The sequence below is a fragment of the Ruoffia tabacinasalis genome (assembly GCF_042652985.1).
Classification (GTDB): domain Bacteria; phylum Bacillota; class Bacilli; order Lactobacillales; family Aerococcaceae; genus Ruoffia; species Ruoffia tabacinasalis.
Genome location: NZ_JBHSHQ010000050.1, coordinates 1 through 13,335, shown reverse-complemented (window position 1 = coordinate 13,335; position 13,335 = coordinate 1). Strand labels below are relative to the sequence as shown.

At 35.8% G+C, this 13,335-nt stretch carries 11 protein-coding genes and 1 pseudogene; 4 read left to right on the top strand and 8 right to left on the bottom strand.

Translation table 11 applies throughout. From position 1 onward, the window contains the following. Nucleotides 1-17 precede the first annotated feature (17 nt). The 8 genes from ACFO5Y_RS08560 to zapA form a co-directional block, all read right to left on the bottom strand. Nucleotides 18-452, bottom strand: coding sequence for an ABC transporter permease (locus tag ACFO5Y_RS08560; protein WP_197103975.1), 435 nt, complete (start codon nt 450-452; stop codon nt 18-20). After that, the gene (locus tag ACFO5Y_RS08555) at nt 445-1,353 is read right to left on the bottom strand and encodes an ABC transporter ATP-binding protein (RefSeq protein ID WP_197103974.1); all 909 of its coding nucleotides are present in this window, start codon (nt 1,351-1,353) and stop codon (nt 445-447) included. The genes ACFO5Y_RS08560 and ACFO5Y_RS08555 overlap by 8 nt, the downstream gene beginning before the upstream one ends. Nucleotides 1,354-1,493: 140 nt before the next feature. Next, nucleotides 1,494-3,176: a hypothetical protein gene (locus tag ACFO5Y_RS08550; RefSeq protein WP_197103973.1), complete on the bottom strand. Its 1,683-nt coding sequence runs from the start codon at nt 3,174-3,176 to the stop codon at nt 1,494-1,496. A gap of 21 nt (nt 3,177-3,197) precedes the next feature. After that, entirely contained in the window at nt 3,198-4,043 is an 846-nt protein-coding gene (locus ACFO5Y_RS08545; protein ID WP_197103972.1) for a pyridoxamine kinase, read from the bottom strand. 171 nt (nt 4,044-4,214) lie between these two features. Beyond that, a complete protein-coding gene (gene trxA, locus ACFO5Y_RS08540) occupies nt 4,215-4,523 on the bottom strand; it encodes a thioredoxin (RefSeq protein ID WP_197103971.1) in 309 nt (102 codons plus the stop codon). A 95-nt stretch (nt 4,524-4,618) separates the two neighbouring features. Further along, complete coding sequence (locus tag ACFO5Y_RS08535; protein ID WP_197104038.1) at nt 4,619-6,985, bottom strand: endonuclease MutS2; 2,367 nt, start codon at nt 6,983-6,985, stop codon at nt 4,619-4,621. An 83-nt stretch (nt 6,986-7,068) separates the two neighbouring features. Next, nucleotides 7,069-7,620, bottom strand: a complete 552-nt coding sequence (locus ACFO5Y_RS08530) for a CvpA family protein (RefSeq protein ID WP_197103970.1) — start codon at nt 7,618-7,620, stop codon at nt 7,069-7,071. A 22-nt stretch (nt 7,621-7,642) separates the two neighbouring features. Next, nucleotides 7,643-7,981, bottom strand: coding sequence for a cell division protein ZapA (gene zapA / locus ACFO5Y_RS08525; RefSeq protein WP_197103969.1), 339 nt, complete (start codon nt 7,979-7,981; stop codon nt 7,643-7,645). A 156-nt stretch (nt 7,982-8,137) separates the two neighbouring features. Between zapA and rnhC the strand changes: the two genes are divergently transcribed. The 4 genes and pseudogenes from rnhC to ACFO5Y_RS08505 all read left to right on the top strand — a co-directional run bounded on the left by rnhC (nt 8,138) and on the right by ACFO5Y_RS08505 (nt 13,324). Beyond that, on the top strand, nt 8,138-9,094 hold the full coding sequence (gene rnhC / locus ACFO5Y_RS08520; protein WP_197103968.1) for a ribonuclease HIII: 957 nt from the start codon (nt 8,138-8,140) through the stop codon (nt 9,092-9,094). 154 nt (nt 9,095-9,248) lie between these two features. Beyond that, a pseudogene (locus tag ACFO5Y_RS08515) lies at nt 9,249-10,928 on the top strand (IS1182 family transposase); the annotation flags it as partial. A gap of 279 nt (nt 10,929-11,207) precedes the next feature. After that, on the top strand, nt 11,208-12,764 hold the full coding sequence (istA, locus tag ACFO5Y_RS08510; RefSeq protein WP_197103967.1) for an IS21 family transposase: 1,557 nt from the start codon (nt 11,208-11,210) through the stop codon (nt 12,762-12,764). Then, nucleotides 12,761-13,324, top strand: a complete 564-nt coding sequence (locus ACFO5Y_RS08505; RefSeq protein WP_197103966.1) for an ATP-binding protein — start codon at nt 12,761-12,763, stop codon at nt 13,322-13,324. Before istA ends, ACFO5Y_RS08505 begins: the two co-directional genes overlap by 4 nt. Nucleotides 13,325-13,335 lie beyond the last annotated feature (11 nt).

The following is a 13,335-nucleotide window of genomic DNA, read 5'->3' as shown; positions in this document are numbered from 1 at the left end:
TCTTGAATTTGAGTTAATTATTCACCGGTCAAGCCCATTTCTTCCGCTGAATTGACGAAATTATATTGACTTAAGGCTTCTTCAAAAGGTGCTAATGAAATATCTTTGCTTGTAGTTTTACGGTAATACATTGGATTAGAAACATCATCTCCAAATGTTAAATAACCGTCTATGTCATCGGTCTGTAAAGCTTCATCTGCTTGACTACGATCAAAATCATATTGTATTTGATTTCCAGTATTAACTTCTTCAATAATCTCTTGTACTTCAGCATTCGCATCAATCACCGCAATATTACCCACAGATGAATCTGACTGACTGCTACCGACGAAATAACCAATAGCTAACACAACACCTACCATTATAATTGGTGAGGCAATCATCCAGAAAAATGACCAAGACAGGACATTTTTTCGATAGACTTCTTTAATAATAACTCCTAATCTATTCATGAATGGCTTCACCTGCTTTCATCTTAAATATTTCCTCTAAGGTCGGTGGCTGTTGACTAAACTTCGGTAAGTATTCACCTTTAGAAATTGTTTTAAATAAAGGTTCACCATAAGATGCATCCTCGAGTTTCAATGTATATTGATTTTTTCTCGTTTCCTTCACATCGATGACCCCTTCTAATTCTCTGATTTCTTCAAGTGTCCAATCAGGAGTTTCGATATAGATAAACGTTCTTCCAAAGCTTTCTCTCACTTCATTAATTTCACCATACAATAATTGTTTTCCGTGGTGAATCATGACTAATTTATCACAAATCTCTTCGACATTATTCATATTATGACTTGAGAAGATGATGGCACTACCCTTTTCTTTCAAGTCTAAAATGCCTTGTTCTAATAACTCCGCATTCACCGGATCGAGTCCACTAAATGGCTCATCTAAGATAACTAATTTAGGCTCATGAATTAACGTCGCAATGAGCTGGACCTTTTGCTGATTCCCTTTAGATAAAGTTTTAATCTTATCTGTTCGTGTCCCTTTAACATCAAATTTTTTCATCCATTCATCGATTCTATTATCAATATCGTCTTTTTGCATCCCACGCAATTGAGCGAAATAGGTGATTTGTTGTTCGATAGTCATAGTTTCATATAATCCACGTTCTTCTGGTAAATAACCGATAATATCATACAAATTATTCCCTAATTTTTCACCGTTCCAGTTAACTTTACCGCCTTCTTCTGGGGTTAAAAAATCTAATATCATTCGAAAGATTGTCGTTTTACCAGATCCATTTTGGCCGATCATTCCTAGAATTATTCCATCCTCAATCTCAAACGATACGCCATCGACTGCTCGTAACTCGCCAAAACTCTTAACTAAATTGCTTACTTTTAACATAATAGCCTCCTCTACTCCTTTAACGTTTTAAGTATATCGAATTCATATTCATATGCCAAATCATATTCCTTTTCATATCCATAGCAAAAGACCCACATACTTTCAAATATGTGGGTCTTTTGTTTAATTTATATTATTGTTTACCATTCAATTTCTCTGACTTCTCCAGACTCTGTAGCTGTAAAGTCAACTTCTGTACCTGCTTCTAAGAATGGTAAGTGGTCATTTAATGTGATATCAGCTTTATAAACTGTACCATCAAATGTGAAGTAATAAACTGTATTTCCTTCGACAACAACCGCTTGAACAGCATCCACTTCTCCTGTAAATTCATTCAAGTCATCTTCTGTTTCGATTTCTTCAATGTCTAATGGGTTATCAACTGCGTAAGCTTGCATTAATTGAGACACACTTGATTCGATATAAACACTTTGATAGTTTTGAACATCAACTAAAGCATATTCTTTAATTAAGCCTGAATTATCTTTCAATGTCAGGATATACATCGGGTTTCCATTAATGTTTATAAGTAATGGGAATGTCGCTGTATAGCTTGTTTCTTGAACACTACCTTCAGCTGAACGCATTGCTGAGAACTCCTCAGCTGCACTTAATGGATACATTTGTGCTTCTTTTGTTCTTAGGTTTACTAAGACGAAACCAATATTCGACTCATCTGCCACTACGGATGTAATACCTGTATATAAGTATAAATCATCACCAATTGGTAAATAATTATAACCTGCCGTTGGTTCTGTCACTCCTTCTTGAGCAAAAAGTGAGTTAAAGAATCCGTTACGGTAGTGACCTTGCATCGTTAATTGATGCATAATTAAATCTGCACCATACACTCGATCGATCCAACTTGGAATTTCTTCTAAAGAATACGTATTCGTCTCACCTGTCATCGCATTCAAGACAATGACACCATTTACTTCTGGTTCTCTAATAAAGAAATTACGTGTATATGTTGAAGCGATATAATAAGGATTACCTTCATCATCAATTTCAAAGGTTGGTGCTTCAAATAATGCAAATGGATTTGAGAAACGTAACTTACGCATGACATCTCGGTTCAAAATTTCTGAGTGACTATAGCGAATAGGTTCAGGAGGTGTTTGTAATTGAACCTCACCTGTGACATTATCAACTTGAATATAATGAGGAATCCCTGTTTGGAAGTTATTTAACCAACGGAAGAAACCAGCATATTCTAGTGGTGATACACGGTAAGGAGCTGAATCGATTGTAATTTGTGTATAATCTTCAGCTACTTCAAATTGAGAAACAAGTTCTGTTATATTCCCTAATTGTCTATTCCCCAATCGTTCAGCCGTATCACGGTCAACTAGAGGGATTTGATTAATATTCGTCTCAGGAAAGTCTTCTTCGAAAGAAGCTTGATCCACTGTAATCATATTTGAATACCCATCCGAAAAGAATACAGGTGATAAGACGAAGTAAGTTACCACACCAATAACTAATAAGATTGGCCATGGGTACACTAATAATTTATATTTCAAAGAGAACTTTGGCATATTAAAGCCAGTTTCGCCGTTTTTAAGTTTGGAAAATGTTTTTACACTATCTGCTAACAATTCAATAATTAAAACACCAGCTGCAATAAGGAATAAGAAAATCCAAAAATCAAGTGAAGCATAATGTAATGGTGGAAGCATAATATAGTAGTAAAGAGCTATTAAAATCGCTAGTACAATATATAAATAACGTACTTTCCCTCCACTTAATTTATTCTTGGACATCCTGTTTTGGAAAGAATCTTTCCACTTCCTGTTGTTAAATGTATCGGTTACATCTTTCATTAAAAAATTCCTTTCTATATTTTATTGAGGGAAGAATTCCTTTAAAGTTGGCTCGAAATAAATTCCCCATTTGATATCACGATTCAAGGCTAACGTATTGTCTAATGATTGCTCGATAATATTTCCTGTCTTCACTAGAGACTCTTCAATGGATAGCCCTCTACTATACCAAACCGTTGTCGAACTCACGACAATATCTCCAGTACCAAAGAAATGTTGCGGATAATATCTATGCATCAGCAACTTCTGGTAATCATTGTGTCCTCTAACATAAAAGCCTATTTGATCTGGCATTTTATCAGGTAAACGAACGCCAGTAATAGCGACATACTTCGCACCAGACTCAATTAATTTACGACTCACTTCGTCTAACTCTTCAACCGTCATCGATTCTGAATAAGGTGTATTCGTAATAAAGCATGCTTCTGTAATATTCGGGAAGACAATATCCGCTTCTTTCATTAATGCTGAGAATTTTTCTGCGATTTGATGGTCGAAACCTGGATAATATTTCCCGTGATCGGCCATAATCGGATCCATTAACAAGATTAAATCTGGATTCAACCGTTTCTCCTCACGATAATATTGAGTAAATAATTCAACTTGCTCCGTAGTTGAAAAATACCCAGTCATCATGACATCAAAATGAATATCATTTGCCTTCCAAACTTCAACCGTTCGTTTAAAATCTTCATTCATTTCATGACGAATAATATTAGCATAACTTTCCCCTGTTTGGGTCGATACAAACATCGTTGGGAGAATGGATACTTCCAATCCACCTGCGGATAATATCGGAATATTTATATTGGCAGCCACTTTACCTGCCCCTGGAATATCATTTACGACTAAAACTCTTTTTGACATCTTTTCATACACCTCTCACATCAATTATAGTCTAGTTTTCCTTATATAACTAGAGGGAATTCAAGTCCCTTTTGACTTATAGAAATACTATCAGTATATCTAATTTTTCCCAAAAATCAAAAAAAGCATTCACCTTAAAAGTAAGATGAATGCTAAAATCTAATCTATCTATTATTTATATTGATTTAAAATCTCAGTTAAACGGGCTTTGTCGTGGTATCCTACTAATTTTTCAACAACTTCGCCATCTTTTTTGATTAAAAGTGTTGGAATTGACATAATTCCAAATGATTGAGCTGTCTTAGGTTCGTCGTCTACGTTCATTTTGTAGAATTCAACGTCGTCCATTTCTTCAGCTAATTCATCCACGATAGGTGATTGCATACGGCAAGGTCCACACCAAGGTGCCCAAAAATCCGTTAAGGTAATCCCTTCGTCTGTTTTTGCATTAAATTGATCATCTGATATTGCTTGTGTCATAATTACATTCCTCCCTTTTCATAAAACTATTATAACATCTCATAGTATTGAAGACTATCGAATTGCTCAAATACTTATTGTAATGACTAAATTTATTATTTGAAATAAACAATCGTTGACCCATCGCCACCTGCGTTTGGCGGTGAGTATTCAAAGCGATCGACTTGCGGGTGCTCTTTAAGTGCTTTTTGTACACCTTTTCTTAATGCACCAGTTCCTTTACCATGAATAATCGTCACCATTGAGTGATTTGATAAAAGGGCTGAGTCTAAATATTCTTCTAACTTGGATAAGCCCGCATCATAACGCTGGCCACGTAAGTCGAGTGTCGTTTTAACTTTGGGTCCAACATTTCTTTGTACATTTACTTTCGTTGGTTCTTCAACTTTCTTAAGCGGTTCTAAATCTTTTTCGGCAATCTTCATCTTTAAGATTCCCATTTGAACAACATATTTATCTTTTCCAGATTGTTCAACAATAGAGCCTCTTTGGCCATATGAAAGAACTTCTACGTCATCCCCAGGTTTCAGTTTCTTCTTCTCTTTCGCACGTTTAAGCACTTTATTCTTCTTAAGTTCTTCCGGCAATTTCAAGTCATCAAAGGATGAGCGTTTATCAATAAGCACATGTTCTTTAATCGTATTACTTTGTCCTTGTTCGAGTTGTAATTCTCTTATTTCACTTAATAGTTTTTCTGCTTCATCCTGTTTCTCGCGCACGAGTTCATTAGCATCTTGTTTCGCTTTTTCAACGATTTTACTCTTTTGCTCTAACCAGCGATTGTATTCGTGTCGTAAATCTTTATGTAATTGTTCTGCATCATCCAGGAACTTCTCTGCTTTCATATGATCTTGTTCAGCTGAACGGCGTTCAAATTCAAGATTAGCCACCATCTCGTTAAAGGATTGATCATCTCTAGATACACCTTCTTGAGCAGTTAGAAGAATCGAATCTGGCAGTCCCAAACGTTTAGAAATTTCGAGTGCGTTAGATCTACCCGGGACACCTATTAATAAGCGATATGTCGGTGATAATGTGTCCGAATTAAATTCCATACTCGCGTTAATTGTGTCCTTAGCATCATTGGCATATAATTTCAATTCAGGATAGTGAGTCGTTGCCATAATGGTTGTACCCATTTTTCTAAAATGTTCAAGAATTGCCATCGCTAACGCAGCACCTTCTTGAGGGTCCGTCCCTGAACCTAACTCATCGAATAAAACTAAAGATTCATGTGTCGCATCGTTAATAATTCTCACATTGTTTGTCATATGACTCGAGAACGTACTTAAACTTTGTTCAATCGATTGCTCGTCACCGATATCGGCATAAACATTATCAAACACACCTATTTGACTGCCAGCTTCAGCTGGAATATGTAAGCCTGATTGTCCCATCAAATGCAATAGGCCTAACGTCTTAAGCAAGATAGTCTTACCACCCGTATTCGGTCCGGTAATAATTAAAGCCTTATATTCTTCTCCAAGTAAAATATCGTTCGCAACGATATCTTCGGATGCAATGAGCGGGTGTCTCGCTTGCCATAAGGCAACGATTAAATCTTTTGATAAGATTGGCTTAGTCGCGTCAATCTCACGGCTATACCCTGCTCTAGCTTGAATAAAGTCTAATTGAGCTAACATCTCTTGATTTGTTCGAATTTCATTTGTATATGGCATTAAGCTCTGTGATATTTCATCCAGAATCCGTTCGATTTCTTTTCGCTCAGCAACTTTTAATTCCGCTAAACGGTTATTTAAATTTACCACGCTTTGTGGTTCCATATATAAAGTCTGCCCAGAGCTGCTCTGATCGTGGACTGTTCCGCCCATTTGATTACGATATTCTGCTTTCACCGGAACAACATAGCGCCCGTTACGAATTGTAATTAAAGTATCCGTTAATTGATTCGCACGACTCTTTAAAATTTGATTCAATTGATTTCGCACTTGTTGTTCTGTATTGGATTGATTTCTTCTTATAGATGCTAATTGACTCGATGCCGAAGATAAGACACTTCCATCTTCATCAATGGCATTATGAATTAGCTTCTCAACTTCTGGCAGATGAATACAACGATCTACCCAGGCTTGTAATGCCGGGAAATATTTCTCATCATCAGCTAAAATTTCAAAGAATTGAATGACTTGCTTCGTTGACGTTAACAACTTACCAACTTCTGCGAGTTCTCTACCATTGAGACTGGCACCTAATTCTAATCTCTTTAAAGGTTGATCCAATGATCGTAACCGGGGTACCGGAATAAGACGATCCTGCAACAATAGATTCAGTGACTGCTCAGTTTCATCTTGCCACTTTTGAATCGTTTCGTAATTATTCGATGGTTTCATATTAGCTATCTTACTCTGAGCAAGTTCTGTTTGAGTATATTGTTTGATACGTTGACGTACTTTGTCGAATTCTAATGTGTCAAAAATCTTCTCATTACTCACAGAAAACATCATTCCTTTCTATCTCTTACTATCAACTATATATTATAACAAAAAAAGTGTCCCTATGCCATTCATAGGAACACCGCTATTTCTTAAGAAAATGGATTGAAATTGAACCAAGTTTCTGCAGCAAAGTTTGAGAAAAATGGCGTATTCGACACTATTTGATAAGCTATCGGATTATCAACAAACTGTTGTTGTATAAATTCAATCGGAATCAGTGATAGAACGAATAAAAAGAAAAAGACAATAACATAAGTAATTAATACGTTCACTACTCCACCACCAATAGCATTCAAATGGTTGAGTAAATCATAATACATGACACGGGTGAATAATAAAGATAAAAAGTTAGTAATAACCCCACCGATTAAACCTATGAGGATAAAAGTAATCACTCGATAGAAAGCATCATCGATGAAGAAGCTCGTCGCTTCATCATAAAAAGCTAAATTTGTATCCGGTTGAACTGAGGGAAATGGTATGAGCATTTCGACAATCTCAGATAATGGTTGAAAATAACGTGTCGCAAGTACAAAGGTAATAATATACCCAACTAAACGAATCAGTTGTAATACTAAACCTCGACGATAACCTGAATAAAAACTAATAAGTAAGGCAATAAGTATAATAATTGTTAACATAGCATCTCTCCTATCTGACTAATCATTCACGTTCATATGGTACTTGGTGCGAATTACTTTGATCTCTTCTTGAATAATTCGGACGTGTTGATTGTTTAGATTCTATTTGTGTCTTTAATTGTTCAATCTCTTCCTCTAGCTCAAGAATTTGTTGTTCTTTCATAAGCTGATCCGAAATAGCATTTACTGACATTAAGATACTTCGATCTTCATTATTTAACTCTGGTGTCAGTTCAGTTAATTGTTGTAGCTGATTATTTACAATATCAACTACTGAATTTAGATGTAGCGCTGATTTTTGCCCCACAATTGTGTATTCTTTTCCTGCAATTTTTGCTTTAAATCGTAAATTCCGTTCCATTATTACTCATCCTTTTCAACTGCTTATCTTATTTTACCAAATTTTTGTTATAAATTCATTTTTATATGAAATAGTCTTATAATACTCAAATCTATTTCACAATTTGCCCAATGTTCATTATAATATATCACAGAACAATCGAAAAGGATGAAGTGAATGGCCTCAGAAAGTATTAAAGTAAATAAAGCAACCTTTAACAAAATGCACGAACATTACAAGAATAATTTAGTTGATCCAGTTCCTTACAGTGAATTTCGTGCCAAAGTAGGATCGACAACGATTACTGGTTATACAAGTGGAAAAGTACTCTTTCAAGGAAATGATAGCCAAGATGAGCTAGGTAAATGGCAAAATAACAGGGAAGCCTCATCCTCGAGCAGCTCTAAGCCAAAAAGTAGAACGAAGCCATCGACTTCAGAACTTCCAGAAGGCTTTGCTAACTGGCCAATTATCGGGAGTGATGAAGTTGGAAATGGAAGTTACTTTGGCTCTTTAACAGTGTGTAGTGTTTATTTATCACCGAGTCAATTTGAATTAGTTAAATTGTTAGGCGTAAAAGATTCAAAACTCTTAAACGATAAGGAAATTGTTAAGATTGCTGAAGAATTAAAGATGTCCGTTCCTTATCACCTAACAGTCTGTACGCCTGAAAAGTATAATCAAGCGATTGAAAAAGGCTATAATGCTGTCAGTATCAAAGTATCTTTGCATAATTTCACTATTGGAAAATTATTAACTAAATTGAACCAAGACCAAAAAGAAGAGATGCGTGGGATTTTAATTGATCAATTTACTCCCGCAAATAATTACTTTAAATACTTACAAAAAGAACAACATCCTATTAAAGATGATGTCTACTTTGTCAAAAAAGGTGAAGGTCATCATCTAGCGGTCGCAAGTGCTTCAATTATTGCTAGAGCTGCTTTCTTAGAATCTCTTGAAACACTTGGGAAACCATTTAATAAAGTATTGCCGTCTGGTGCAGGCAAAGCCAGTGATGTACTTGCTGCTCAACTCATTAAAAAACATGGTAAAAGTGTCTTAGATAAAACAGCTAAATTGCATTTTAAAAATACAAGTAAAGCTCTTGAGCTAGCCAAAAAAATCAAATAAAATAACGAGGAGCTGGGAAAAAACTCAGTCTCAGTATAAAAAACCACCCATTTATTGTGAAAAATAAATGGGTAGTTTTAGTATTTTTTAAAAGACAAAACGAGCCCTGAACCTTATAATTGAAGTACGACCAACAACTAAGGAGGGGCTCGTTATGTACCAAAATTATACCACAATGGAGACTGCATTAACACTACAATTAGATTTTACGATTCCAAATGATCATGAAGCTCGATTGATTAGCCGATTTGTCGATTCAATTCCTACGGAAGTTCTTTTAGATGAGACGTCACATACGGGATGTCCAGCTTTTCACCCCGCAATGCTATTAAAAATGTGTTTATTTGCATATAGCCGCTCAACATTTTCTGGTCGAAAAATTGAACAGATGAACGAAGAATCAATTCCTATGAAATGGCTAACTGGGGATACCTCTATTTGCTATAAAACTATCAATAACTTTCGATCAAGTGAACATGCATCAAATCTGATTAAGTATTCATTTGTCCTATTCACAACACTTTTAAGTGAGAATGATTTAATCTACAAGGATTCTTTATTTATTGATGGTACAAAAATTCAAGCAGATGCGAACATCTATAGTTTTACTTGGCGAAAAGTGATTGAACATTATGAAGCTGGTCTAATTGAAAAAGTGTCTAGTTTGTATGAAGAACTTATTCAAACGAATGTAGATATTGCTATAACGTAAGAAGAATTAACCATGTCTATCGGAATCGAGAAGATCATTGATAGTCTAGATGAAGCTCTTGATGAGGTTGAAGTAAAAATCAAAAATGAGACAACCATACCTAAAGGTGGTTCTGAACACAAGCGACGTCGTCGCACGCTAAAAAAGCATCGAAATAAATGTGCGAATGATTTCCTACCACGAAAACAGAAACATGAAGAAGCGAATGAACTATTTGATGGAAGAAATAGTTTTTCTAAAACAGATACAGACGCTACCTTCATGTGCATGAAAGAAGATCCAATGAAAAATCGTGAATTGAAACCTGGTTACAATCTTCAGGTAGCTTCTAGTAATCAATATGTCATTGACTTTGATATTTTTCCGAACCCAACAGATACGCGTACACTTATTCCGTTTCTAGACTCGATTCAAACACTTGATATGTTCCAATATATTGTTGTTGATGCTGGTTATGGTAGTGAAGAAAATTATATGGCTATTACCGATGATTTTGAGAAAGTACCATTGATTCCGTATGGAATGTATCATAAAGAACAAAGTAAAAAGCACAAAAATAATCCAAAGCATCGTCAGAACTGGTCCTATAACGAGGTTGAAGATTCCTATACTGATTTAGATGGTGTTCATTTTAATTTTTCACATTATAGTACTCGAAATGATAAAAATGGTTTTCAAAGGCAGTTTAAAATATATAAAGCTGATTCCGAGCAAATGGATGACCGTTTAAATAAACTAGCGAAAACACCGAAAGGTAGACAGCGCCAGACGGCGGTCAATAATAATTGGGAGTATTTCAAACACAAAGCTAAAGAGAATTTGGAGAGCACACCTGGAAAAGAAATCTATGCACAACGTAAGATTGACATAGAGACCGTTTTTGGTCGCATGAAAGGTGTATTTGGTATGCGCAGAGCGCATGTGAGAGGTAAACAAGAAGTACATAATGATATAGGTATCATGCTTATGAGCATGAATTTAAAAAAATTAGCAATCGAAGCAAGAAGACAAGCAGAAGCTTCTCGGAGTTCTTCAATCAAAAATATAAAATGCGATAAAACAATCAGAATTCTGATTGGTTCATCGCATTTTTACTATTTAGGGCGACTTAATTACCAGCCCCAATATAATAATGTTATTGTGGTATTGTCACGCTGTACTTTAGCTAGCTATTCGATGTATCTTTATGGCACTTTCCAAAGCATTAACCAAATAATGAAGCTCTTTTGGAGCAGAAGATGAATACGGCATTAGGAATCGTCCACCAGTGCGGAACTTTCGTCCACTGTATGCGAGCAAAAAGTCCACCAAGTGCGAAAATAATCGTCCAATTGTATAACCTTCTGTATACTTATTTTATGTATGAGTTTTCATACAAATAAGTTACAGGAGGTTATTTTTATGATCAATTATCATAAGATTCTTGAAATGCATCTACAAGGGATTTCTCAACGAACAATCTCTTCCAGTACGGGGCATTCAAGAGACAAAATTAGAGAGGTTGTGAATCAAGCAAAAGCCAAAGGCTTAGAAGAATTATCTAAAGAGATGAATAATCCTTGGTTGGAAGATTATCTCTTTCCCGAGAAAAGTGCGAATCAACGTGGATATTACGATCCAGACTGGGATTATATCCATAAAGAACTGCTCAAAAAGAATGTAACACTCAAACTTTTGCATAAAGAGTATGAACAGGAGGCAAAGATTCAAAACAAAATGCCCTACGCTTATCGAACATTTTGCGAGAAATATGGACACTACGGTAAGAAATATAAACTAACCATGCCGATACATCGCAAACCCGGTGAAATCTTAGAAGTGGATTGGGCTGGTAGCACCTTGTCCGTTAAAAATAGTGAGAATGGACAAGATATTAAAGTTTATATTTTCGTAGCTACCTGGCCATTCAGTCAATATAGCTATGTTGAAGGCTTTTATGACATGAAAACAGATAATTGGCTAGCTGCTCACATTCATGCCTTAGAATTTTTCCAAGGGGTACCTGAAACAGTCGTTTCAGATAACTTAAGAACGGGTGTAACAAAAACAGATTACTCAGAGCCACTTTTAAATGAAGGTTATCGACAATTAAGTGACTATTATCGTTTTACGATCGTCCCTGCACGTGTAAGGGCTCCAAAAGACAAATCCTCGGTTGAAGGAAACGTTGGCTTTATTAGTCGTCAAGTCATCGCCGCCTTGCGAAACGAAACGTTCTTTAGTTTAAAAGAATTGAACCAGGCAATTTCTGAAAAGACGCAAGAATTGAATCAAGAAGCTTTTCAAAAAAGACCTGGTTCAAGGTTTACAGTCTTTCAGGAAGAAGAACTTCCGTCCTTAGGCTCCCTTCGTCACCCGCGATTTACACAGTCTCAATGGCGGATATCTAAAGTCCAATTAGATTACCATATTCAGGTGGAGCGTATGTTTTATTCTGTTCCCTATGAATATGTCAATGACGAAGTAGAAGTAAGAATAACTGATCACTTAATAGAAGTGTACTTCAATGAACATCGAATTGCATCTCATAAACGACTTCGAGGCGACATTGGTCAATACTCTTCAAATATCGATCATATGCCTGATAATCACCGTCGTTATTTAACTCATACTCCCAAAGAAAATTTATTATGGGCAGAGGATATTGGCCCAAGCACTTACGACTATGTCGATTATATTCTTTCCAATAACGTTGAAAAGAAAGCCCTGAAATTACTCGCTACATTAAGAAATATAGCCTCTAAATCTTCGTTAGAAGAGTTAGAAGCTGGCTGCCACACATTGATGTCTGTCGCAAAAGAGCCCACAAACTCATTACTAAAATCCATTCTCAGTCGTGCAAAGAAACGCAAGAAAGCTTTAAATACTGATTCGAAAGCATCAATTATAGAGGAGCAAACGGATAGCAAATATGGATTTGTCCGCGGTGCAGCCTATTTTGGAGGAAAAAATAAATGAGAAATGAACAAACACTTGAAAAGTTAAAAGCTATGCGATTAAGCGGAATGGCGGACTTATATGAACAACAGACAAGCGATGAATCTATCCAATCCTTAGGATTCGAGGAACGATTTGAGTTATTAGTAGACGCTGAATCTGCCCGTCGTAAATCGAATAAATTAGATCGTTTAATTCAACAAGCAACATTTAGTGAGCCAAATGCCTCTATTGAAGGGATCGAATACTATCCAGATCGCCACCTCGATAAAAACCTTATTTCTAAACTCGCGCAAGGAGGATATATTGAAAATCACCAAAATATTATCTTAATGGGTGCTTCTGGAAATGGAAAAACCTGGATCGCCAATGCCTTCGGTATTCAAGCCTGTCGTCAATTTAGAAAAGTAAAATACATTCGTCTCCCAGAATTAATTGACGAGTTAGCTTTAGCGAAATATGAGGCTGATGGTTCTTATCGTAAGCTGATTAAAAAGTATACGAAAATTGAACTACTTATCATTGATGAATTATGTAAATCTTTCCATAACTCATCTTATGGACAGAGATTTGTTATGTAAAGTTATTAATT